Source organism: Kosakonia oryzendophytica (genome assembly GCF_900094925.1).
GTDB classification, from domain to species: Bacteria; Pseudomonadota; Gammaproteobacteria; order Enterobacterales; family Enterobacteriaceae; genus Kosakonia; species Kosakonia oryzendophytica.
On record NZ_FMAY01000001.1, the window covers coordinates 500377 to 522757 of the forward strand.

22 protein-coding genes and 3 tRNA genes are annotated in these 22381 nt (G+C 49.7%); 14 read left to right on the forward strand and 11 right to left on the reverse strand.

Annotated elements, in window-relative coordinates:
• Nucleotides 1-15 precede the first annotated feature (15 nt).
• The 5 genes from GA0061071_RS02355 to GA0061071_RS02375 are packed head-to-tail and all read right to left on the reverse strand — an operon-like array spanning nucleotide 16 to nucleotide 4990.
• Nucleotides 16-1149 (reverse strand): esterase-like activity of phytase family protein, encoded by a 1134-nt coding sequence (locus GA0061071_RS02355; protein WP_209446698.1) that lies wholly within the window; start codon nucleotides 1147-1149, stop codon nucleotides 16-18.
• 15 nt (nucleotides 1150-1164) lie between these two features.
• Nucleotides 1165-2079 (reverse strand): carbohydrate kinase family protein, encoded by a 915-nt coding sequence (locus GA0061071_RS02360; protein WP_088238166.1) that lies wholly within the window; start codon nucleotides 2077-2079, stop codon nucleotides 1165-1167.
• Nucleotides 2080-2084: 5 nt separating this feature from the next.
• Entirely contained in the window at nucleotides 2085-3140 is a 1056-nt protein-coding gene (locus GA0061071_RS02365) for an SIS domain-containing protein (RefSeq protein WP_088238167.1), read from the reverse strand.
• A gap of 18 nt (nucleotides 3141-3158) precedes the next feature.
• Complete coding sequence (locus GA0061071_RS02370; RefSeq protein WP_061493817.1) at nucleotides 3159-4214, reverse strand: ADP-ribosylglycohydrolase family protein; 1056 nt, start codon at nucleotides 4212-4214, stop codon at nucleotides 3159-3161.
• Between the two features lie 11 nt (nucleotides 4215-4225).
• A complete protein-coding gene (locus GA0061071_RS02375; RefSeq protein WP_061493816.1) occupies nucleotides 4226-4990 on the reverse strand; it encodes a GntR family transcriptional regulator in 765 nt (254 codons plus the stop codon).
• 454 nt (nucleotides 4991-5444) lie between these two features.
• Here GA0061071_RS02375 and GA0061071_RS02380 point away from each other — a divergent pair, with 454 nt between their 5' ends.
• From GA0061071_RS02380 to add, 4 genes are all read left to right on the forward strand, one after another.
• Nucleotides 5445-6167, forward strand: coding sequence for an oligogalacturonate-specific porin KdgM family protein (locus GA0061071_RS02380; RefSeq protein WP_061493815.1), 723 nt, complete (start codon nucleotides 5445-5447; stop codon nucleotides 6165-6167).
• Nucleotides 6168-6226: 59 nt separating this feature from the next.
• Nucleotides 6227-7555 carry an MFS transporter gene (locus GA0061071_RS02385; RefSeq protein ID WP_061493814.1) on the forward strand — a complete coding sequence of 443 codons (1329 nt, stop codon included), beginning with the start codon at nucleotides 6227-6229 and terminating at the stop codon, nucleotides 7553-7555.
• 2 nt (nucleotides 7556-7557) lie between these two features.
• Nucleotides 7558-7722 carry a XapX domain-containing protein gene (locus tag GA0061071_RS02390; RefSeq protein ID WP_209446700.1) on the forward strand — a complete coding sequence of 55 codons (165 nt, stop codon included), beginning with the start codon at nucleotides 7558-7560 and terminating at the stop codon, nucleotides 7720-7722.
• 69 nt (nucleotides 7723-7791) lie between these two features.
• Nucleotides 7792-8811 (forward strand): adenosine deaminase, encoded by a 1020-nt coding sequence (add, locus tag GA0061071_RS02395; protein WP_061493812.1) that lies wholly within the window; start codon nucleotides 7792-7794, stop codon nucleotides 8809-8811.
• A gap of 71 nt (nucleotides 8812-8882) precedes the next feature.
• Here add and GA0061071_RS02400 read toward each other — a convergent pair whose 3' ends face one another.
• The 4 genes from GA0061071_RS02400 to GA0061071_RS02415 are packed head-to-tail and all read right to left on the reverse strand — an operon-like array spanning nucleotide 8883 to nucleotide 11853.
• Nucleotides 8883-9644 carry an amino acid ABC transporter ATP-binding protein gene (locus tag GA0061071_RS02400; RefSeq protein WP_088238169.1) on the reverse strand — a complete coding sequence of 254 codons (762 nt, stop codon included), beginning with the start codon at nucleotides 9642-9644 and terminating at the stop codon, nucleotides 8883-8885.
• Nucleotides 9637-10302, reverse strand: coding sequence for an amino acid ABC transporter permease (locus GA0061071_RS02405; RefSeq protein WP_061493810.1), 666 nt, complete (start codon nucleotides 10300-10302; stop codon nucleotides 9637-9639). Before GA0061071_RS02405 ends, GA0061071_RS02400 begins: the two co-directional genes overlap by 8 nt.
• Nucleotides 10303-10316: 14 nt before the next feature.
• Complete coding sequence (locus tag GA0061071_RS02410; protein ID WP_061493809.1) at nucleotides 10317-10958, reverse strand: amino acid ABC transporter permease; 642 nt, start codon at nucleotides 10956-10958, stop codon at nucleotides 10317-10319.
• Nucleotides 10959-11004: 46 nt separating this feature from the next.
• Nucleotides 11005-11853, reverse strand: a complete 849-nt coding sequence (locus tag GA0061071_RS02415; RefSeq protein ID WP_061493808.1) for a transporter substrate-binding domain-containing protein — start codon at nucleotides 11851-11853, stop codon at nucleotides 11005-11007.
• Nucleotides 11854-12085: 232 nt separating this feature from the next.
• Between GA0061071_RS02415 and pdxR the strand changes: the two genes are divergently transcribed.
• From pdxR to GA0061071_RS02445, 6 genes are all read left to right on the forward strand, one after another.
• Complete coding sequence (pdxR, locus tag GA0061071_RS02420; RefSeq protein WP_061493807.1) at nucleotides 12086-13549, forward strand: MocR-like pyridoxine biosynthesis transcription factor PdxR; 1464 nt, start codon at nucleotides 12086-12088, stop codon at nucleotides 13547-13549.
• 269 nt (nucleotides 13550-13818) lie between these two features.
• Nucleotides 13819-14937 carry a YbdK family carboxylate-amine ligase gene (locus GA0061071_RS02425; protein ID WP_061493806.1) on the forward strand — a complete coding sequence of 373 codons (1119 nt, stop codon included), beginning with the start codon at nucleotides 13819-13821 and terminating at the stop codon, nucleotides 14935-14937.
• 223 nt (nucleotides 14938-15160) lie between these two features.
• On the forward strand, nucleotides 15161-17068 hold the full coding sequence (locus GA0061071_RS02430; RefSeq protein ID WP_170933845.1) for a methyl-accepting chemotaxis protein: 1908 nt from the start codon (nucleotides 15161-15163) through the stop codon (nucleotides 17066-17068).
• Between the two features lie 73 nt (nucleotides 17069-17141).
• Entirely contained in the window at nucleotides 17142-17384 is a 243-nt protein-coding gene (locus GA0061071_RS02435) for a DUF1158 domain-containing protein (protein ID WP_088238170.1), read from the forward strand.
• 200 nt (nucleotides 17385-17584) lie between these two features.
• Nucleotides 17585-17794, forward strand: a complete 210-nt coding sequence (locus GA0061071_RS02440; protein WP_088238171.1) for a YdgH/BhsA/McbA-like domain containing protein — start codon at nucleotides 17585-17587, stop codon at nucleotides 17792-17794.
• Between the two features lie 131 nt (nucleotides 17795-17925).
• Entirely contained in the window at nucleotides 17926-18525 is a 600-nt protein-coding gene (locus GA0061071_RS02445) for a nitroreductase family protein (RefSeq protein WP_061499831.1), read from the forward strand.
• A gap of 144 nt (nucleotides 18526-18669) precedes the next feature.
• Here GA0061071_RS02445 and gltX read toward each other — a convergent pair whose 3' ends face one another.
• Nucleotides 18670-20085 (reverse strand): glutamate--tRNA ligase, encoded by a 1416-nt coding sequence (gene gltX, locus GA0061071_RS02450; protein WP_061493802.1) that lies wholly within the window; start codon nucleotides 20083-20085, stop codon nucleotides 18670-18672.
• Nucleotides 20086-20341: 256 nt separating this feature from the next.
• Between gltX and GA0061071_RS02455 the strand changes: the two genes are divergently transcribed.
• From GA0061071_RS02455 to GA0061071_RS02470, 4 genes are all read left to right on the forward strand, one after another.
• A tRNA-Val gene (locus GA0061071_RS02455) sits at nucleotides 20342-20417 on the forward strand.
• A gap of 41 nt (nucleotides 20418-20458) precedes the next feature.
• Nucleotides 20459-20534 (forward strand) — tRNA-Val (locus GA0061071_RS02460).
• A gap of 4 nt (nucleotides 20535-20538) precedes the next feature.
• Nucleotides 20539-20614: transfer RNA gene (locus tag GA0061071_RS02465), tRNA-Lys, on the forward strand.
• A gap of 416 nt (nucleotides 20615-21030) precedes the next feature.
• Complete coding sequence (locus GA0061071_RS02470; RefSeq protein ID WP_061493801.1) at nucleotides 21031-21384, forward strand: FlxA-like family protein; 354 nt, start codon at nucleotides 21031-21033, stop codon at nucleotides 21382-21384.
• Here GA0061071_RS02470 and GA0061071_RS02475 read toward each other — a convergent pair.
• Entirely contained in the window at nucleotides 21375-22304 is a 930-nt protein-coding gene (locus GA0061071_RS02475) for a LysR family transcriptional regulator (RefSeq protein WP_061493800.1), read from the reverse strand. The genes GA0061071_RS02470 and GA0061071_RS02475 overlap by 10 nt on opposite strands.
• Nucleotides 22305-22381 lie beyond the last annotated feature (77 nt).

Sequence of the window (22381 nt, forward strand, 5' to 3'; positions counted from 1 at the left end):
CTGTCTGCTGCACTATTAGTTCAGCACACCTTTATCATCGACAAACATAAAAAACTTTGTGGCTTGATAAGGTTGGAAATTGTTATCCGAGACAAAAATTAAAGACTTTTTCCCGTTGATCTGCGGGCCGAACGTTACCGCCTCAATGCAGTCCGGTGCTTTGGTGTAATCGTCGAAATCAATCAACAACTTTTTACTGACGGGTTGAAGCAAATTTTTCTTCTCAACATCTGCAAGACTTTTTTTACCGATAATATTTGTAGCCTGGGAAAGATCGGAAATATAAGTTCGGATATTGAAATCAAAATCATTAAACCCTTCACTGGCATTACGCCCTGCTCGCTCTGTGATCAGTAATTTATCGTTACCAAGAGCAAGAATTTCAGACAGGCCATTATCACTGACACCATATTTCGTTATGCGCGGGATAGGATCGACATTATAAATATATTCTCCTACCAGTTCCCCGACATTGCCATCAGGTTGCAGCGCAAATTTAAGAATACGTACCGGTGAAGAGCTCACGGTGGTGCTGATGCCACCATCCTGCTTCAATGCACTTTCCGCTGCCACGAAGAGGAATTTACCATCAGGCGTGACGCTGGCCCCTTCAAAGGTCGCGCCGTTGCGTAGCCCTTCCGGTGCTTTTTTCAGATCACCACCGGCGTTATAGGAAACGGGGATTTTATCTGCGAAATCCTTCTTCAACTTGCCATCCAGGGAAGAGAGCCTGAGTGGGCTACCCAGTTCAGATGTCCAGAGCACGCTTTTTTTATCAGGTGTCAGCGCAAAACCTTCACCATCAACTTCCTGTTCCTTGAATGATTTCCCATCAGCATCGGTAAGCTGTTGCATATTCTGGATATCAACACGTTGGATGCCTTTGCTGTTGGTTTTAATGTTAAGGGTATAAAAACGCGCCATTCCTTCGGCAGGCGTATTTCGGGCATCAGTAATGGCATAATAGACGCCTTTGGCCGGATCGTAAGCCATTGCGGACAGTCCGCCAAATTTCACATTCTGAAAACTTGTAGCAGTCGGAATAGAATATTCATTTAAAAAAGTCAGTTCAGCTCCGATGGCTGAAACAGACAGCGCAGACATGCCGACGGTCAACGCGATATATTTAGCTAATAATACTTTTTTCATAATTGCCCCCAAAAGTTATTGATATTGCTCTTTGAATTTATTGACATCATCTACCGTGGACAATTTCCCACGGGCACCAACATGCGAAATATTGATTGCTGCCGCAGCGCTGGCAAAACTTAATGCGTCATTAAGTTCCCGATTGTTGAGGTAACAATAAATAAAGGCGCCATTGAAGGTATCTCCCGCACCGGTGGTATCGATAACGGATACGTTATATCCCGGATGGGTGGCGACACCTTTGCGATCGCAGGCGATAACCCCTTCTCCGCCACAGGTTACAACAAGGGCATCCAGATCGTGTTCTTCCACAAGGCTGCGCAAAACTTCGGCATCCGGTTCCTGTTGCAGGCTGGTACGAAATCCTTCTTTGTTAAAAATAGCGACATCACTTAGCGACAGCATCTCCTTAATATTCTGCTGACTGTTTTTAATATGTGATTCAACATCTATAACAACTTTTGTGTTCTTCTCCCTGGCATACCTTGCCAGCGTACGGAATTTATCGAGCTGCCCTGGCATCATATAAACCAGTCGACTACAGTCGATTGCCTGCGGAGCCTGAACCATACACGTTTCCGTTTCATCATTCGGCGCATACACCAGAGCCTTTTCACCTGAATCATCGAGAAAAATAATGGCCATATTTGCAGCCACACCAGGCTTACGTAAAATAAAGCGTGTATCCACACCATTTCTATGAAAATCATCAATAATCGCTTGTGCATAGTAATCATCACCCGCGGTAGATAATGACGTAACACGCAATCCCAGTTTTCCCATTACACATGCGGAGTTTGCGACCGTACCACCGATAAGTTCCGCAACTTTTTTTCCAATGACTTTATCGTCATTTCCGGGCAAACGAGGTACACGAAAGATAAGATCTACGGTTCCACTTCCCACCGCAACAACATCAAACGTTTTCATTTAATTTACTCCTGCGAAATCCTTTCACCTCCGCATGACAGATACTTCTCTGTTGCAGAGATAATAAAACTGAATATGGCAAGCATTGCGTAAAAATGGCAATCCTCGTGGCTGGAAAAAGCGGTGTAATGACCACTAAACATATAACTGAGTAATTGATTATCCACATGTAACACTGTGGCATTCTTTTTTATTAACTGCTGCTTTATATGCCAGGCAAGCACACCAGGGCTACCGGTACAGTTAAATATAATGACCAGATCTTGTGCCCCGGCCTGGTTCAGACGTAAAGCATGTTCATACTCTTCAAGCGCCAGTGCCTGGCTGGCCACTTGCGGGCCACACCACAACAGGTTAGACAGCATCGTTGCCAGGCCGAGGTTCCCTCCACTACCTAAGAGAGTGACCCGTTTCGTAAACAGATGCGATAACATCTGGTCACTTCCTGAAAGTCGCGCAATATCAGGAAGGTATTTCGCATAAAAGCAGAACTTACGAAATTGCGGCCAGTATTGTTTATCATATTCCGGTTGTAATATGCAGATAATCGCCTCAAGAAAAATCGCCATTGCCAGCGTGCTTTGCGTGGGCATGCCTTTCTTTGTTGCCTGCGTTACCAACAATTTTTTCACCTGAGTCGCAAACAGGCTGTCACTATTATTAGTGATACCAACAACCTGTGCATTTGTATGTTGTGCTTTTATCAAGGCATCGACAACAGGCGATGCCCGACCACTGGCACTTAATACAACCACCAACCACGAATCATCAAGATATTCGGTGTGTTCGCTGACAAATTCATATGACTGAAGAGCACGAGCAGGCAGCGATGTTATTCTGTTAATAAGTGCAGCATACAGCAATGCCAGAGCATAGGAGTCACCGGAACCGATTAACAATACCTGACGGATTTTTCCCGCATTAATACACGCAACAGCACCTTCTTCAATAATCTTAATATCGCAATGTTTAATATAGCGTGCAATTGCTGATACTTCTTCTCGTGTGGCAGTCAGCGGCATAATTGCAGATGCCGCGTCCTGCGTTTCGCTGGTTTTCATTCCGATGACTCCTCTTAATTAACAGAGGGTGCTTAATTCTCTGGCAATACGTTCCACATCAAAATCTTTTTTATTTACCTGATAGAAAAATTGATATTTATCGGGCGGAAGAGCAGAAAAGCCTTTATAGGCTCCGGCCATCGCGCCTGCCATTGTTGCAATACTGTCCGTATCATTTCCTGCGTTTGCTGCCGCGTGGATCGTCTGCCACGGATCCCCCTGACAGAACGCAAAGATGGCAATCGCAGAAGGAACGGACTCATGAGCATTGACCGAGTTACCGACAAAACCTTCCAGTTCGCGCAAGAAAGGTTCCAACTGACTGTTGCTTTGCGCGATGTCCAATGCAAGCTGTAGACGTTTTCCAATTTTTGGCCCGGCAACCACTCTGGCGCGTTCTGCTGCCAGCTGTTCGCCATACTCAGCACCATGGAGTGCACTGGCAAGAATGCTATCCACTGTCGCATTTGCCATCATGGCGCTGGATACACCTGACGCAATTGCGCAAGCGCTGGCAATAGCAATATTGGTATCGTGAGAAGGCAGGCAGGTAGCAAACGCCAGCTCACACGCTTTCTCTGGCTGACCCGGCCAAACCAATCCCGCCGGGGCAACGCGCATTGCTGCACCGTTCGTTGTCCCTACGTTAGGTGCCTGCCGCGATGATGTGCCAATCCTTCCGATGGTGTTAGTGGGTTTTCCTTCTTTTAACGCCTTAACAACCTGTTCAGTTGTGGGACCTTTATAGTTTGCATAGGGCTCCATAGAAGCCCAACGCAACAGACATTCGGTCCAGGCCTGAGTGTCAAAGTTTGCTTTTCCTGTTTTAATTAACCCTTCAGCAAAAACGTACATTTGGCTGGCGTCATCGGTAATCAATCCCGACACACCGCCCAGAGAACCGGCAAAAGTGTCCTCCGGCGGTGTCTGAAAATCAGAAATAAACCCCTGATAGTGTTGGATTATCTCATCGATGCTGTACAGTTCTGTCGCCGCGCCAAGCGCATCTCCCATACCCGCACAAGCCAGTGCTCCTAAGACCTTTTGCTCATAATTTTGCCCGTTCTGACGCATTAAATGCTCCTTTAATATTCAAATGTGTCCTTACTCACCTTCAACTGGTAAACGTAACGACTGGTCGGATAAATCATTTCTACATATTCAATGGGCTTTCTGTCACTGGCGTAGGTAATGCGTGAAGAGGTGAGCACCACTTCGTTGCTCCCTATCTCCAGATGCTGCCGTTCGGCTACTGACGGTAATCGGGCGCCGATCGACTCATACGCCTCTACCATTTCGATACCGTATTTCTCTTCCAGTAAATGATAGAGAGACCCCCTTTCTTCCAGCTCTTTCTGCTCAATTTCCTGACCGGGTTTGAGCTTGAGATAAGACGTCTGTATCCCCATTGGGGTGGTATCCGAAAAACGTATTCTTTTAATTTTCAACACGGTTTGTGTTGAAAGCGGCATTTGCAGGTTTGTCCTTATGACTTCGCTGACAGGAACATGGCCAAACTCAAGTACTGCCTGCCCAGGACATCCACCGTTACGCTTAATATCGTCGCTAAAGCTATAAAGCAGATGCGAATCATGACTGCGTGGAGGCAAAACATAGTTCCCTTGTTTCGCCGCGCTGTGCAAATAACCACGCTGCTTCAAATGCGCGATGGCTTTACGAACGGTAATCCTGTTTACGCCAAACACTTCTGCCAATTCGCGTTCGGAGGGGATGACATACTCAGCCGCCCACTGCCCCGAAACAATCTTTTCTATCATTATGTCTATGATTTTCTTGTATTTACTTTGTCCATCTGCGCTGAGATTTTCGGTCTGCTTTTCGTTTTTCATTTTTTTTACCTTTCTGGTCTACACCAATGAATACTACCTGAATGAAATAGTAACAATCTATGGAGTTAAAAAGTGTAATCAATATCACACTTAATTCCTTACATTCCTTTAAATTCAAACGGATATACAAATATCACTAGCATGTCAAGTTGATAACATGATCGTGTTCACAAATTCATCAATTGCCTCTTTGGTCTACACCAGATGTTTGTTAGCTTGGAATCAGAAATAAAGTCAGTCGTCACCCAGTAAGTATTTTTAGATAACCGACAATAAAATCAGTGGCCAAGGAGAAAATACAGAAAAGTATATTGAGAATGTCTATCACTCGTCTCCAAAGTAAAGACAAAAAATGATGACAACATTTTTTGAAGGATTTGTTTTGTCTGAAATAAGCACTGCATTGCGCAATATTTTTCTTTCAGACATCACAGCATAAAACAGGATATTTATTATGAACATGAAAAACATCTATTTATTATCATCTATCGTACTGATGGCTCCTCTGGTGCATGCGGAAGCTCCACATGGCTATATCAACTGGCAGAATGAATATTATGGTAAGTCCCATAACTATAATGACCGCGTGCAGATGGGGATGTTTTTCAAAAATGGCTTCGGCATGATTGGCGAGCTGCGTTATAACTCAAAAGAAGGTGCTAAAAATACTTGGGATCCATCACAATTTAATAACAACGGTCACGGTTTTTCTGTGATGTATCGATTTAACCCATTAGAAGATAAAAAATTCTGGCTCGAACCTATGTTCTGGCTGGATTCCAGCGAATACTGGAGCACCTACGAGTATGGCGTAACAGCGGGTTATAACTTTAGCAAAGTATGGCGTACATCATTCCGTTTCCGCTATGACATGGATAAAGCGACGGCTAAATCCCGCTCTTACGGTAACACCGATCGCAATAATATCCGTTATGACTGGTGGCTGGATTATCGTCCGGAAGGCACTAATTTCCAGTACCAATTGAATGTTACCTACAACGATAACGAGTATCTGACCTGGAATAACGGCAACAAAAACTACCGTGTAACCGCCCGTATTGGTTATCAGTGGGGTTCCTGGTTCCCTTACTTCAGTATTGCTGATGAAAAAGGTCCGGACAAAACCTCCAGTAACCGTCAGGCGCTCTACCGTACCGGCGTAACTTACTCATTCTGAAGCAAACCAACCTGAAACGTGGGTACTGATGTACCCACTGCATTACCACCGAGGTTTTCATGAAACTAACCATTCAAGAAAAAATTGGGTTTGGTGCCGGTGATATGGCAATTTCAATTGTCATGATGTCCATGCAATTGATTGTTGCCTATTTCTATACGGATATTTTTCAGCTAAAAGCAGCAGACGTTGGGCTGCTGTTACTGGCAGTGAGAATTCTGGACGCGATTATCGACCCGATGATTGGCATCATTACCGATAAAACGCAAAGCCGGTGGGGTCGTTACCGACCTTATCTCCTGATTTTCGCCATTCCGTTCGGCATAACGATCCTGTTAATGTTTATTACCCCGGATTTCAGCTATCTCGGAAAATTGATCTGGGCCTATGCCACCTACATCCTGCTCACGCTTGCTTATACGTTTATTGCGATTCCGTACATCTCGGTCATTGGCGTCATTACCGATGACAGTCGGGAACGTCTGAGCGCCAATACGTACCGATTTGTGATGACCAAAATAGGGATGTTCCTCGTCTCAATTATTGTGCCAGTGGCGGCGGTAAAACTGGGACAGGGGAACCTGGCAAACGGATACCAAATCGCAATGGGAGCAATGGGAGCACTTGGCGCATTGTTATGTCTTTACTGTTTCTTCACCATCAAAGAAAGAATCATTCATACGCCAAGCCGCATCCCTTTTTTCCAACAACTTCGCTCACTGCTGAAAAATGATCAGTGGATGATTCTTGGCGTTGTTATTCTGGTGATTATGCTAGGAGGCTCCGTGCGCAGTGCGGTTGCCGCCTATTACGCCAAGTATTACCTGAATGGTGGTGATGCGCTAATTCCCTGGTTCCTGACCACCGGCGTCATTGCTTCTGTGCTTTCTATGTTCGGCGCGAATTTCGCAGCAAAACGAATGAACAAGCTCACCATGTTCAGGCTTTCACAAATTGCGACGTTCGTCTTTAGCGTTATCATGTTTATGGCCGTCGGCAGAGACGCCGTTATCCTGGCGTTCATCTTCTACTTTATTATTACCTTCCTGGCCGATATGCAACTACCGGTATATTGGGCTTCGATTGCTGAAGCTGTAGATTACGGTGAGGTTAAAAATAAAGAACGTGTATCAGGGCTGGCATTTGGCGGGATCTTATTCTTCCAAAAACTGGGAATGGGTGTGGCTGGTGGTCTGGTGGGTTATATTCTGAGTTACGCAAGCTACACACCAGGTGAAACACAACCGGACTCTTCCCTGGCCGCTATTTCTTTAATGATGACAATTATCCCAGGGGTATTTCATTTAGTGGTCGCATTACTTATGCGGAAATTCATTATTGATGATGACTATTACCAAACAATTCGTGAACAGTTAGTTAAGGAGTAATCATGGATGCTTTACTGGCCACCATTGCCGGTATCATTGTGGGGGCTATTTTTACGCTGATTAAATTACCGATCCCGGCACCACCGTATTTACCCGGCGTCATGGGTGTCGTTGGTGTCTATCTTGGTGGTCATCTGGGCAATTATGTCATGACATTTTTACGTTAGTTTTCCCGGAGGTGGCAGTGTTAAATCTGCCACTTTTGTTGCATACGATAATTCTAAAAAGGCGTTCAGATGTTGCTAAAAAAATTCCCCTTAGTGGATCTGCACCGGCATCTTGATGGCAATATCGACATCAATACGATCATTATGCTGGCTCAAAAATATGGTGTGGATTTACCCACCTTCGATCCTGAAGAACTTCGCCCCTATGTACAGGTGACGGATAATCAACCCGACCTGCTCTCCTTTTTGGCGAAACTCGATATTGGCGTCAGTGTGTTAGGGTCGCTGGAAGCCTGCCATTTTATCGCCAGGCAAAATGTTTATAGCGCTTTTGCTGAAGGTCTTGACTACGCGGAACTGCGTTTTTCCCCCTACTATATGGCAAAAGCGTTTAATTTACCTCTGGAAGGCGTGGTGCAATCCGTCATTGATGGCGTACGTGAGGGCATGGCCGAATTTTCCGTGGGTATCAACCTTATCGGTATCTTAAGCCGCACCTGGGGAGTGGATAGCTGTATGGCGGAACTGAACGCCCTACTGACTTACAGAGACGACATTAGCGGTGTGGATTTGGCAGGAGATGAACGTAACTTTCCCTGTCGCTTATTCACCGAACATTTTACCAAAGCCCGGGATAAAGGCTTCCGGGTGACGGTACATGCCGGAGAAGCAGCCGGTCCCGAAAGCATACGGGATGCCATCAAACTGCTGGGAGCCGAACGGATCGGCCATGGCGTGCAGGCAGTTAACGATCCCTGGTTGCTGGAGTATATGGCGAATTGGGGCATTGCTGTTGAATGTTGCCTGACATCAAATCTGCAAACCAATGCCGTTAACGATCTCGCTAACCACCCGGTGAAAACGTTCCTTGATTACGGCATTATTGCCACACTTAATACAGATGATCCTTTTGTCGAAGGTGTCACCCTCCGTTCAGAATATGAACGCGCGGTCAACGATGTGGGTCTGACAAAAGAACATATCTCTCAATTACAGCGTAATGGGTTAAATGCCGCCTTTATAAGCGAAGGGGAGCGGATAAAATTCATTATGCGTAAATTGCAAAACGGAGAACGCTCGCTTCACTGAGCTTGCTGACGACAGCAGCCCGTTACGGCTCTCATTGGAGGTCAACGGGCTGCGCCATCCGGAACATTACCTTAGCGGCTGGACTGTAAAAACTTGCGTACCCTATCTGAGTCCGGAGCAGTGAAAAATTTTTCCGGCGGGGCTTTTTCAATCAACAGGCCTTTCTCCAGAAATACCACCTCATCAGAGACCTGGCGGGCAAAATCCATTTCATGCGTGACCACCACCATGGTGTAGCCTTCCGCGGCCAGATCCTTCATCACGCCCAGCACTTCATTAACCAGCTCCGGATCGAGCGCTGAAGTGGGTTCATCAAACAGGATCACCTCTGGCGACATGGCCAGCGAGCGGGCAATCGCCACGCGCTGCTTCTGACCGCCGGAAAGCGTTATCGGGTAGACCGCTTCTTTATGACTCATGCCAACCTTTTCCAGTTGCCGGTGCGCAATTTCGTTCGCCATCTCGCGCTTCATTCCCTTCACGTGCACCAGCGCTTCGGTGACATTTTGCAACACCGTTAAATGCGGCCACAGGTTAAAGCTCTGGAACACCATCCCCACCCGTTCACGAATGTGGGAGAGATCTTTGTGCGACATCGCTTTGCCGGTTTTTTCGTCCACCCCGATGCGCTGACCGCTGATGCGCACTTCCCCGCGATCCGGTTGTTCCAGCCAGTTCATGCAGCGCAACAGCGTCGATTTACCGGAACCGGACGACCCGAGGATGCTGACCACCGTGCCTTTTTCCACCGTCAGGTTGATATCCCGCAGCACTTCGATGTTATCAAACTGCTTGGACAGGTTTTTAATGCTAACCGCGCTTGCTTCAGGCATGGGTCATTCCTCTTTTCGCTCCGTAATGACTTAACCGCTTAATCAGCAACTCCAGCAGAATGCTGATCCCCCAGTACAGCGCAATGGCGACAATAAAGGCGTTAAACGGAATAAAGTAAGTCGACTGCACACTATTCGCGGCGGCGGTGATCTCCTGCACGGTAATAATGCACAGAAATGCTGTGTCTTTCAGGCAAATAATCAGCTGGTTTCCCATCAGCGGCAGCGCAGAGGAAAAAATATTTGGCAATACAATGCGTCGGAATATTTTATAACGCGAGAACCCCTGCGATACCGCGGCTTCAATATAGCCTGCGGAGAAGATCCGCCGCTGGCTACGCAATATTTCGAAGAAATAAGCGCCATGATAAATCACCAGTGATAAGAGTCCCGCCGTCCAGGCCTCCATACTGATCCCCAGTTGCGGCAAACCGTAATAAAGCAAATAGGCCAGAATCAAAAAAGGCACGGCGCGCATCAGGCTGACAAAGGCGATAATCAGGCGATTAATAAAGCGGTTTTGATATTCCATGACGTAACACAGTAATACGCCAATCAATAACCCCACAACGGCGGCAATAATAAACAGTTCAAGTGTTGATAGCAGGCCATTAAAAAAGCTTTCCCGCGCTGCCCAGATAATTCCCCACTGATTCATAACTCCTCCGTCTCTTATCGCGCCAGGCGCTTCGCTTTACGTTCCGCCATCCCCTGCAACTTCAGCAGCAGGCCGATAATAATGACGTACAACAGACCCGCAGCGAGGATCGGCGACAACGGTTCGTACGTCACCGATGAGATACGGTTAGTGACGCGCGTTAGATCCACCACGCCGATAACGGCAATCGCCGGGCTGCCTTTGATCAGAAACGACATCTCGTTTACCAGCGCAGGCAGACTCTCTATCCACATCTGTGGCAGCATAATTTGCCGGAAATAGGTCCAGCGGCGCATACCGACGGATTCAGCGGCTTCCCGCTGTTCGCGGGGAAAATTGCGGAAGGCGTTACGCCAGATTTCGGCGTTAAACGCAGAAGTGTTCAGTGTCAGGGCGACAATCGCCGCCAGCGTTTTATCCAGGTTAATGCCGAGCGTCGGCAGGGATAAAAACAGAAACAGTACCAGCGTAACCAGTGGCGTTGCCCGCGCCAGACTGATGTAAACCACCAGCAACTGGTCAACGAACGGGATTTTCATCATACGGATAAAGGCGATAACCAGACCGATAACCACCCCGAACGCAATCGCCACGCCAGAGATCCAGAGGGTCGTCCATGCGCCTTCAATCAACAGTTGCCATGAAATTAAGTCCATGTTCCCTCCTGTTTAAAACGAGCGGCGGTCGCCCGCCGCGTGACACTTACAGACCGGCTAACTTGTGGAACTGATCGGCGCTGGTGATCGGCTCTTTCGGCAGTTCATAAGTCTCGCCGAACCATTTTTTCTGCAACTCGGCCAGTTTGCCGGTTTCGGTCATATGGTTCATAAACCCGGTCATAAATTTCAGCAGTTCCGGGGCGTTTTTCGGGATGGGCCATGCCATATAACCGGGGCCGGATACCGCCAGACCTTTGGCAAAGACCTTCGGCTTGGCTTTCACCAGATCGTTAACCGAGATAACCACATTGATCACATAGTCGACGCGTTTATTCGCCAGATCGGCGTAGGCTTCCGGGTAGGATTGATACTCCACCACCGGACCCAATTTACCGCCGACTTTTTCCAGCATCGCTTTCAGTTCCGGTAAACGCGCCAGCAATGCACTGCCCGCCTGCACGCCCACTTTTTTACCGCTCAAATCGGCAATGGTATTTAATGTTTTATCATCAGCGCGCTTAACAAAATAATGCTGCGCAGAGGCCCAGGGCGGCGTGAAATTAAACACATTGAGGCGTTCATCGGTAATGACCGCACCAGTTAAGGCCATATCATACTGGCCGGTTGAAACCGCGGCGAGTAAGCCGGTCCACGGTAAAATACTTTGGTTGATGTTGAATTTCGCGTATTTGCGTAATTCTTCAAGCATGTCTTTGTTAAAACCGTCCGTCTGGCCGTTATTCATAAAGTTAAACGGTGCATAATCATCTTCAGTCGCGACTTTCATGGTGCCGGACTTTTCGATTTCGGGTAAATCTGCTGCCACTGCGTGTAAAGAAAATGCCAGGGCCATCATGGCTGCAAGACAATATTTGCCGAATACTTTTTTCATCTTTCCACCCTTATTTAATGTGCCAGACCGGTATATCCCGGGTGTGCTGGAAGCGTTGCAAGATATATGCCGAAACAGTGAGTCGTCCGGTTTTTGTGACTGCGTTTTTACAATAGGGAGGCTTGCGCTTTTCTGAATAGAGCCAGTTTTTGTGAATGGTTGTGTCAGATGCACCGAAGCTGGTATGGAATTTGCTCGACCCTGTATAGCGATATATCCGGAGGAGCACAGCATGATTCGTCATCTACTGAACGTAAATTTTGACGGCCAACGTGGGTTGCAAGAGCAGGTTCGCGAATCGCTGATTAATGCGATTCTGAGCGGTATTTTCCCGGCAGATACCCCGCTGCCTTCATGCCGACAGCTCGCCAGCCAGCTCAATGTATCGCGTAATACCACTGCGCTGGTGTTCGAAAGCCTGGTGAACGAAGGCTACCTCGTCAGCCGCCCACGCAGCGGATACTACCTGCACCCGGATTACTACAGCTGTGGGCAAAATACTGCACAGCCTGCACCCGAATGCGAAAGCAGTGCACCACACTGGGGCAGCCGCCTGAAAATTACCCCCAGTCAGCAGGAATCAATCCTTAAACCCGCTGGCTGGATGCACTACCGTTACCCGTTTATCTATGGTCAGCCCTATACCCAGCAGTTTCCGCTTGCCACCTGGCGCGCAGCGGCAAACTGGCTACACGGTGGTGTGCGCGATCCGGCATGGGTGATTGATCATATTGATCAGGATGTGCCGATGTTGATTGAGCAGATCCGCACTCGCGTACTGCCCAAACGCGGCATTGTCGCTGCACCCGATGAGATCCTGATTACGCTGGGCTCGCAAAATGCGCTCTATCTGTTGACGCGCCTGTTAATGTCGCGCACCACCCGCGTTGCGGTGGAGAACCCCAGCTTCCGCGAAGCGATTAATACCTTCTTATTAAGCGATACGCAGATTGTGCCGCACCCCGTAGACAGCGAAGGACTGGTGCTCAATGAGACGCCGTGTGATTACTACTACGTCACACCTGGGCACCAGGTGCCGACCGGCGTCACCATGAGTAAAGCCCGTCGCACTGAATTGCTCGATTACGCCACCCGCCACGATGCAGTGGTAATTGAAGATGATTACGACTCAGAAAGTAACTTTATGCAAAACCCGCTGCCCGCGTTAAAAGCCAGCGATCGCAGTGGGCGAGTGATTTATGTCAGCAGCCTGTCAAAAGCACTGTCGCCGGGTTTGCGGCTGGGGTATATGGTTGCCGCCCCGGAAATCATTGATGAGGCGCGCGCCCTGCGCCGGCTGGTCTATCGCCATCCGCCAACCAATATTCAATATCAGATGGCCCATTTTCTGGCGCAAGGCCATTACGAAACCCATCTGCGACGCTACCACGAAGACTCCGCCCGTCGCTGGGATTGCCTGCATAATGCGTTACGCACTTTCCTGCCTGCCTGCGAGATGATGCCAGGCAGTGAACATGCCAACGCCTTCTGGCTACGCACACCGGAGCAGATAAGCACGCAGCAGTTAACCTGGCGCGCGGCCCATGCCGGTGTATTGATTGAGCCTGGCGCGCGCCATTTTCTGCAAGATGCACCACCGGATAACTTCTTCCGTATGGGGTTTCACGCCATCAACCCGGATGCCATCGCCCCTGGCGTGGAAGTCCTTCGCGGGCAACTGGAGCAATTTTGCTGATAAGAAAATCCGGTTACTCCAGAAAAGATGATGCGATGCACGGCTTCGCCGTTATTTCACAGTAACGCGGCATTTTTATAGTGAGTCACGAGTTGATAGCCGACGATATATTTTACCGCCGCATTTTTATTATCGCTTTTCGTGGTGAGACAAAACGACGTCGCTATTCATCCGATCCCGAACATGTCGAAAAATCACTGACAATCGCAGGAGGAAGGAATGGACATTCACTTCCATAATAAAGAAAACACATTGCGTAAGGGAGTGTTATGCCATTACCCGATTTTCATGTTTCTGATGCATTTACGCTGGGTATTGAACTGGAATTACAGGTGGTTAACCCGCCTGGCTACGATTTAAGCCAGGACTCTTCCCGGCTTATCGCGGCGGTACAAAATCAGATCACTGCAGGCGAAGTGAAACACGATATTACCGAAAGCATGCTGGAAATCGCCACTGGCGTATGCCGGGATATCAGCCAGGCGACGCACCAGTTCTCCGCCATGCAGTCGGTGATTTTGCAGGCAGCGGCGGATCACCATCTGCAAATTTGCGGCGGCGGGACGCACCCTTTCCAGAAATGGCAGCGCCAGGAGGTATGCAACGACGAGCGTTATCACCATACGCTGGAGATGTTCGGTTATCTGGTGCAACAGGCCACGGTCTTTGGTCAACATGTGCATATTGGCTGCCAGAGTGGCGATGACGCCATCTATTTATTGCATGGCCTTTCCCGCTTCGTGCCGCACTTTATTGCGCTTGGTGCCGCCTCGCCTTATATGCAGGGCACGGATACCCGCTTTGCGTCATCACGGCTGAATATCTTTTCCGCCTTCCCGGATAATGGCCATGCGCCGTGGGTCAGCAACTGGCAGGAGTTTGAAGGATTGTTTCGCCGCTTAAGCTACACGTCAATGATTGAAAGCATTAAAGACCTGCATTGGGACATTCGCCCCAGCCCACATTTTGGTACGGTCGAAGTGCGGGTGATGGATACCCCGCTCACACTTTCACATGCGATCAATGTCGCCGGGTTTATTCAGGCGCTGGCGCACTGGTTGCTGGCCGAGCGACCGTTTAAACATCAGGAGCGGGATTACTTATTGTATAAATTCAATCGCTTTCAGGCTTGCCGCTTTGGTCTGGACGGCATCCTGACCGATGTGCATAGCGGCGAGCAGTGCACCATTGCTGACTCACTGGCACAGTTGCTGGATAAGCTTGTACCCTGGGCCGATAAGCTCCATGCCGGTAGCGCACTGGATGAACTGGCTAATGTGATAAAGCGTGGCAAAAGCGAAGCACAGCAAATGCGCGAGTTTGTCGCTAACGGAGGATCGTTAATGGGTTTAGTGCAAAAACATACGGAAATCTGGGCAGCGGGATAATAATGCTTTAATTTCTCACTGCCAGATTATTCTCTGTGATTAATCAGAGATATAAAGAAAAGCTTATTTTTAATAAGCTTTTCTTTCGCCATAAATAATACCCACAAAGGAGTAAGAACTCATCAGCAGAATTGATAAATATCAACAAGCCTTACGTTAAAATAAAGGCGTCAGCCTCTATTCCGATAACAAATATGAGCAACAGCAAACATGAGGCATATTTATGAGTTGGATTTACCGTTTTTCCATGAAAGCAAAATTATTACTGGCGCTACTGCCGCTATTGTTTGCGTTGATCTGGCTGGCAACCAGCGGCATCCTGTCCCGTGTGGAAACGGGTCAACAAATGCGCACCATCATCTCTTTGACGGAGCTGGCGAAAAACGCCGGTAATGTGATTCAGGAATTACAAAAAGAGCGTGGCATGAGTGCCGGTTATTTAGGCAGTAAGGGCCAGCAATTTTCCACTGAATTATCAGCACAGTATCCCTTGTCAGCACAGGCGATTAGCCAGTTTGCGGACGCGCTTAAACAGTCGCAGGTACGCGATGCCAATCGCGATATCCGACACGCGCTGGACCAATTCCAGCAACACCAACAAGGGCTGGAGGCGTTCCGCCAGCAGGTCCGTAGTCAGAGTGTAAGCGGCAGCGAGTCACTGGTGTGGTACAGCACAATCATCAACGATTTACTCAATGTGGTGGGAGGCATCAGCCAGCTCACCGACAATGGCGATATCGTCAACCAGCTGGCGGCGTACTACAGCGTGCTGAACGCCAAAGAACAAACCGGCGTTGAACGTGCACTGATGTCGAACGTCTTTTCTGCCGATCGTTTTAACGATGGGCAGTTCCGCCAGCTTAATGAAGTGGTGGGTAAACAGCAGGCATGGCTGGCTGCTACGCGCGCTTTTAGCACGGCGGAAGTCAATGCTACGCTTGCGACACAACTGCAAACGCCACAGGCAACACATGCGCTGGAACTTCGCCAGCATGCGATTGATCGTGCGACAGAGGGCGGCTTTGGCATTGCGCCAGCCGACTGGTTCAAAGCGCAGACGGAGCGCATTACGGTGCTGAAATCCGTTGAAGATGCCTCTGCCAATACACTGCTGCAAACAGCACAAACGCTGGCGAATAAAGCCTGGCGCGAGGTGACAATCTTTGCCGTTATCAGCGTTGCGGCACTGGTTGTGGCGCTGTTTTTCGCCTTGCTGGTCGCCAGCAGCATTCATCGCCAATTACATACGTCGCTCTCCACCATTGAAGGGATGAATGGTGACCTGACCCAGCGGCTGGAAGTTCCCGGCACCGATGAACTCTCTCTGCTTAACCGCGCTTACAACCAGGCCATTGAGAATATTCAGCATATTGTGAGCGAAATTAAGCACGGGGCGAATGTGCTGCGCGGTGCCAGTTCTGAGATTGCCGGCGGTAATCAGGATTTAGCATCCCGCACAGATGAACAGGCTGCGTCGCTGGTGGAAACGGCGGCCAGCATGGAGCAAATCGCCACCGCGGTGAACCAGACGGCGGATAACGCCAACGAAGCGAAAAAACTGACCGAAGAGATGGAGAAACAGGTGCAGGAAGCAAGCCGCGTAGCGGGTGAAGCGAACCAGAGCATGAGCGCCATCCGCGCCTCCAGCGAGCAGATCTCCAGTATTGTCAGTTCGATTGACGAAATCTCCTTCCAGACCAACCTGCTGGCGTTGAACGCCGCAGTAGAAGCCGCCCGTGCCGGAGAGATGGGCAAAGGTTTTGCAGTGGTGGCAAGCGAAGTGCGCAATCTGTCCCAACGCTGCGCCAACGACGCGCACCAGATCCGCGAACTGGTTACGAAAAATATGGAGCAGATCCAGCAAGGGGTAACGCTGGTGCAGTCCTCCGATCGCGCATTGCAAGCGGCGAAGGCCAATACTGGCCAGATGCTGGCATTTATCAGCGATATTGCCCGTGCGGCCAGTGAACAATCGTTGGGCGTTTCACAAGTGCATCAGGCGCTGAACCAGTTGGAGCAGGTCACGCAGCAAAACGCCGGTCTGGTGGCAAGTGCCGCCAGCGCCAGCCAGATGCTGGATCATCAGTCCGAAACCATGGCGACACTGGTTGACCGCTTCGTGGTGGCCTGATTACCCGTCGGGGAACGTTGCGCTCAGGCCAGCTTTCCCCGACAATGCGGCTTTTCACCACCAACAGACGCTTATGAAACACCCCTTAGAATCGCTGGTCACCCTTGCCGGCATCTTGCTGATGGCTTTTATCTCTGTGTTGCTGCTTCCCGCGCCCACACCGGGGTTGCAACTGGCGCAAAGTCTGGTGCAGCGCTTCCACCTGCTGGATCTCAATCAGCTTTATACCCTGATCTACTGCCTGTGGTTTTTGCTGCTCGGTTGCGTTGAGTTCTTTGTGTTGCGTTTTATCTGGCGGCGCTGGCTCGCTGTCTGAGGACATGTCTCCCTGCCCTCTCCGGTTGGCGGCAGGGTGCTTCCCCGCTTTTTAAGTACATTCCCCTCACCACTCTTGTTCTATTTTTTTGAACTTTATCCGCAAATTGTTCCGCTTTTTATCAGCAACTTGCAGGCTTATGATTTATCACATCAGGGTAACACAGCCCTTCTCAAACAAAACTGAACAGGATTACGACCATGAAATTCATCAAAACTTTCGTTGCAGTTGCTGCACTTTCTACTCTCTCTTTTGGTTCTTTTGCACAAAGCATCAGCGCCAGCGCTTCCACCCTTAGCGCGGCTGAAGCAAAAATCGCCGCTCAGGCAGAACAGGCGAATGCCTCTTACAAAATCACCAGCGCCCGTAGCGACAACGGCGTGTATATGACCGCAGTACTGAGCAAATAAAAACATCGCCCCGTAAGGGGCGATATCACAACCAGGATCAGGCGAACATGAACCCGTTGCAGAAAATTTTTAGCGCTTTGTTTCCGCAGGCCACCCCGGCCACGGTTGAACAGTCAACTTCAGGAGCAGCCATGTCAGATAACTTTATCGCGTTGGCGAAACAACGCAGAACCATTTACGCCCTCGGTAAAAACTTGCCGGTTGCAGAAGACGTTGTGATTGAAACCATCAAAGAAGCGATTCGCCAGGCGCCATCTGCATTTAACTCGCAAAGTTCACGCGCGCTGATCCTGCTGGGCAACGAACACGTACAGTTCTGGGAACTGACTCGCGAACAGCTGAGAAAGATCGTGCCGGCAGAGAATTTCCACGCGACCTCTGAAAAAATCGACGGCTTTGCCGCAGCGGCCGGTTCGGTGCTGTTTTTCGAAGATCAGAACGTGGTGAAAGGGTTGCAGGAACAGTTTGCCGCCTATGCCGATAACTTCCCGGTATGGTCTGAACACAGCACCGGTATTGCCCAGTATGCGGTCTGGCTGGCGCTGACCGAAAAAGGGATTGGCGCGAACTTACAGCACTACAATCCGCTGGTGGACGCCGATGTACAGCGTACCTGGAATATCCCGGAAAACTGGAAACTGCGTGGTCACATGAACTTCGGTTCGATTGTCGCACCGGCAGGCGAAAAAGCCTTTATGGACGACGACAAACGTTTCGTGGTTGCGCGTTAAACCTTCGCAACCTGCACAAGCCCGGTAAGCATTAGCGCTGCCGGGTTTTTTGTTTGCCTGATCGGCCCGTTACTTGTCAGCTATAGCGGGTAATAAAAAAGCCGCCTTCAGGGAGGGCGGCTTTTATTCATTCACACGGCGCGATTACTGCTGGTTTTCGCGCTCAGTAATAAACGCCAGCGCTTTGTTGATTCGCGCCACGCTGCGGGACTGACCAATCGCGTGAACAGTCACGTCCAGTGCAGGAGACTGACCCGCGCCGGTCACAGCAACACGCAGCGGCATACCGACTTTCCCCATGCCTACTTCCAGCTCGTCGGCTGTGCTCTGAATAGCGTGATGAACATTTTCAGCCGTCCATTCGGTAATCGCCGCGAGTTTGTCACGCACCACTTCCAGCGGCTGACGGGCTACCGGACGCAGGTGTTTTTTCGCCGCATCGGCATCAAACTCGTCAAACTCTTCATAGAAGTAGCGACAGCTTGCCGCCATCTCTTTCAGCGTTTTGCAACGTTCGCCCAGCAGTTTCACCAGTTCAAACAGCTGCGGGCCGGTGTGGGTGTCGATGTTTTCCTGCTCAATGTGCCATTGCAGGTGTGTCGCCACATATTCCGGATCGAGCGTGTTGATGTAGTGGTGGTTCAGCCACAGCAATTTGTCGGTGTTAAACGCACTCGCCGATTTGCTGACCGCGCCCAGCGAGAAGAGTTTGATCATCTCTTCACGGGTGAAGATTTCCTGATCGCCGCTCGACCAGCCCAGGCGCACCAGGTAGTTCAGCAGCGCTTCCGGCAGATAGCCATCGTCACGGTACTGCATCACGCTGACCGCGCCGTGGCGTTTAGAGAGTTTTTTACCGTCGTCGCCGTTGATCATCGACACGTGCGCGTACACCGGAACCGGTGCGTTCAGCGCTTTCAGGATGTTGATCTGGCGCGGCGTGTTGTTGATATGGTCTTCGCCACGGATCACATGGGTGATCTCCATGTCCCAATCATCCACCACGACACAGAAGTTGTAGGTTGGGGATCCATCGGTACGACGGATAATCAGATCGTCAAGTTCCAGGTTGCTGAACTCAATCGGGCCACGGATCTGATCATCGAACACCACGGAACCGTCCTGCGGGTTGGCAAAACGCACAACGCAAGGCTCATCGTCCGCGTGATGGGAGTGATCGTGGCGGCAGCGGCCGTCGTAACGCGGTTTTTCATTGTTTGCCATCTGCGTTTCGCGCAGTTGCTCAAGACGCTCTTTGGAGCAGTAGCATTTGTATGCGGTGCCAGCTTCCAGCATCTCGTCAATCACGGCGTTATAGCGATCAAAACGTTTGGTCTGGAAGTACGGGCCTTCGTCCCATTCAAGGTTCAGCCAGTTCATACCATCCATGATGGCTTCAATTGCTTCCGGAGTGGAGCGTTCAAGATCGGTGTCTTCGATACGCAGCACAAACTCACCGCCGTGATGACGAGCAAATAGCCAGGAATAGAGAGCTGTACGCGCGCCGCCAACGTGCAGATAGCCGGTGGGGCTTGGCGCGAAGCGAGTTTTGATTTTCATGAATTGGCCTTACGTTGATAAAGATGCCGACCGTCGGCACTACCTAAAATGAAAGTGGGCAATATTCTATCACTGTGGGCTGATTCCTCAATGTTGTTGCCGCAATCGGCAGTGTATCGGACTATTTTGTTTAGAAATCATGCTCTCGCGACGGATTACGCAGCGGTTTGACTAATTTTACGACGAACGAACAATTTCTTTTGAAAATGCGTTGACTCATTTTCAACTCTCCCTATAATGCGACTCCACACAGCGGGGGTGATTAGCTCAGCTGGGAGAGCACCTCCCTTACAAGGAGGGGGTCGGCGGTTCGATCCCGTCATCACCCACCACGATTTTTGTGGTTCCCGCAGTGTAGATAAGAATGAGAAGTGGGTGATTAGCTCAGCTGGGAGAGCACCTCCCTTACAAGGAGGGGGTCGGCGGTTCGATCCCGTCATCACCCACCACTTCGGGTCGTTAGCTCAGTTGGTAGAGCAGTTGACTTTTAATCAATTGGTCGCAGGTTCGAATCCTGCACGACCCACCAATGTAAAAAAGCGCCCTAAAGGCGCTTTTTTGCTTTCCGGCATTTGCCAACGTCCCGCCGCATCGTAACGCCACCGCCAGCTTCTGCCTGCAACATCAACAGACGTCTTACGTTCCTGCAATCAACGTTTCATTTCCAAAATAGTTACCGGCATTTTTGCAAGCGTAAAACCGCCTTTCCACCAGATATAAATTCACAGATTTCATTTAAAGCACTTCTTTTAAATGCCTTATCAACAACGACAACAAGAATAAAAATATATATTTTTCAAGAGGTAAGCACGGTAACATCTACCCATAATTTATCCTTAATATCCGGATAAGATGCTCACAGTTCGGCCTTTCCGTGGCCGCGACTCAAGAACTGTTTGATTACGCCGATAATGATGTTTTATGGCAAAAAAGAAGGGGAGCTCAATGACAACTATCTCAGTAACAACTCCGTCAGTACAAGGCAGTAGCAGCAACACCGGTAAGTCATCGCCTGCCAGCAGCGACACCGCTGCGCAGATCACCCGCATCACTCAACAGATCACCAAGTTGACTCAGCAGCTGAAAGATGTGGCCAACGGCAGCGGTAGCGCCAAAGAGAAAAAGAAACAACAAGAGCTGATTCAGGCTCAAATCGAGCAACTGCAGGCACAGCTGGCGCAATTGCAGCGTAAGCAGGCAGAAGAAGCCGAGCAGAAACAAGCTAAACAGCAGCCGCAGGCAAAAGTGGAAGGCGTCAACGCCCCTTCCGACGATCATCAGATTGATATCTACGTCTGAGTAAATAACGGATCGTCCTCACGGGCCTGGTTTAAACACCGGGCCTGTTCTTTTACCACTTCCCACAACGCCTGCGCGGCGCCAGATAACGAACGATTTTTACGACGAACCAGCATAATTTTCCGTTGCACATCCGGCACCAGACGTTTTACCACCAGTTGGCTCCCCTGAGGCAGGGGTAGTGCTAATGCAGGCAGCACACTGATGCCAATACCCGCCTCCACCATTGGAAAAAGCGTCGCCGGATGACCAATCTCCTGCACAATCATTGCCTTTACCCCAAAATGCAGCAGTGCGGAATCAATCAGCGGACGGCTTCCCGACGCATAATCCTGTACCACCAGCCGCGCCCCCTCTAACGCTGACCACGGCACAGCAGCACGTTGCGCCCATGGATGATCGTGACGGCACAGCAGAAAAAATGGCTCCTCAAGGATCTCCTCACATTGCAGATCGCTGACCGGCCCCGGATCGATAACAATGCCAAAATCCACCTCGCCCTGGCGAATACTCTCCAGTACCCACTGTTGTGGTCGATCGTGCAACACAAAATCGATTTCCGGATAACGATGATTACTGCTGGCAATACATTGCGGGATCAGATGTGCAGAAATGGTCTGGCTGGCGGCAACACGCACCGTACCGGTTAATTGCTGCCCTACTCGCCCGGCTTCGCGTAGCGTACTGCTAAGCTCATCTAACAACCGTTCAAGACGTATCGCCAGTTGCTGGCCGGCTTCTGTTAACACCACTTCACGGGTAGTGCGATCCAGCAAGCGAACACCGGTCTGACGCTCCAGCTCTTTAACACTGTGACTGACGGCGGACTGACTGAGCCCAATGATGTCACCTGCCCGGCTAAAACTTCTGGCCTGGGCAACGGTCACGAAGACACGCAACTGACGGAGTGAATAATTCATCTGTTAAATTCATGAATGGATGCAATAAATCAATTTTATTTCTCAAAGCAGAAAAAGCACAATAGCAACACCGTTTT

Excerpts from the sequence above, each read along its gene's own strand:
- GA0061071_RS02355 (WP_209446698.1), bottom strand. The coding sequence starts at position 1,149 with ATGAAAAAAGTATTATTAGCTAAATATATCGCGTTGACCGTCGGCATG.
- GA0061071_RS02360 (WP_088238166.1), bottom strand. The coding sequence starts at position 2,079 with ATGAAAACGTTTGATGTTGTTGCGGTGGGAAGTGGAACCGTAGATCTT.
- GA0061071_RS02365 (WP_088238167.1), bottom strand. The coding sequence starts at position 3,140 with ATGAAAACCAGCGAAACGCAGGACGCGGCATCTGCAATTATGCCGCTG.
- GA0061071_RS02370 (WP_061493817.1), bottom strand. The coding sequence starts at position 4,214 with ATGCGTCAGAACGGGCAAAATTATGAGCAAAAGGTCTTAGGAGCACTG.
- GA0061071_RS02375 (WP_061493816.1), bottom strand. The coding sequence starts at position 4,990 with ATGAAAAACGAAAAGCAGACCGAAAATCTCAGCGCAGATGGACAAAGT.
- GA0061071_RS02380 (WP_061493815.1), top strand. The coding sequence starts at position 5,445 with ATGAACATGAAAAACATCTATTTATTATCATCTATCGTACTGATGGCT.
- GA0061071_RS02385 (WP_061493814.1), top strand. The coding sequence starts at position 6,227 with ATGAAACTAACCATTCAAGAAAAAATTGGGTTTGGTGCCGGTGATATG.
- GA0061071_RS02390 (WP_209446700.1), top strand. The coding sequence starts at position 7,558 with ATGGATGCTTTACTGGCCACCATTGCCGGTATCATTGTGGGGGCTATT.
- add (WP_061493812.1), top strand. The coding sequence starts at position 7,792 with ATGTTGCTAAAAAAATTCCCCTTAGTGGATCTGCACCGGCATCTTGAT.
- GA0061071_RS02400 (WP_088238169.1), bottom strand. The coding sequence starts at position 9,644 with ATGCCTGAAGCAAGCGCGGTTAGCATTAAAAACCTGTCCAAGCAGTTT.
- GA0061071_RS02405 (WP_061493810.1), bottom strand. The coding sequence starts at position 10,302 with ATGAATCAGTGGGGAATTATCTGGGCAGCGCGGGAAAGCTTTTTTAAT.
- GA0061071_RS02410 (WP_061493809.1), bottom strand. The coding sequence starts at position 10,958 with ATGGACTTAATTTCATGGCAACTGTTGATTGAAGGCGCATGGACGACC.
- GA0061071_RS02415 (WP_061493808.1), bottom strand. The coding sequence starts at position 11,853 with ATGAAAAAAGTATTCGGCAAATATTGTCTTGCAGCCATGATGGCCCTG.
- pdxR (WP_061493807.1), top strand. The coding sequence starts at position 12,086 with ATGATTCGTCATCTACTGAACGTAAATTTTGACGGCCAACGTGGGTTG.
- GA0061071_RS02425 (WP_061493806.1), top strand. The coding sequence starts at position 13,819 with ATGCCATTACCCGATTTTCATGTTTCTGATGCATTTACGCTGGGTATT.
- GA0061071_RS02430 (WP_170933845.1), top strand. The coding sequence starts at position 15,161 with ATGAGTTGGATTTACCGTTTTTCCATGAAAGCAAAATTATTACTGGCG.
- GA0061071_RS02435 (WP_088238170.1), top strand. The coding sequence starts at position 17,142 with ATGAAACACCCCTTAGAATCGCTGGTCACCCTTGCCGGCATCTTGCTG.
- GA0061071_RS02440 (WP_088238171.1), top strand. The coding sequence starts at position 17,585 with ATGAAATTCATCAAAACTTTCGTTGCAGTTGCTGCACTTTCTACTCTC.
- GA0061071_RS02445 (WP_061499831.1), top strand. The coding sequence starts at position 17,926 with ATGTCAGATAACTTTATCGCGTTGGCGAAACAACGCAGAACCATTTAC.
- gltX (WP_061493802.1), bottom strand. The coding sequence starts at position 20,085 with ATGAAAATCAAAACTCGCTTCGCGCCAAGCCCCACCGGCTATCTGCAC.
- GA0061071_RS02470 (WP_061493801.1), top strand. The coding sequence starts at position 21,031 with ATGACAACTATCTCAGTAACAACTCCGTCAGTACAAGGCAGTAGCAGC.
- GA0061071_RS02475 (WP_061493800.1), bottom strand. The coding sequence starts at position 22,304 with ATGAATTATTCACTCCGTCAGTTGCGTGTCTTCGTGACCGTTGCCCAG.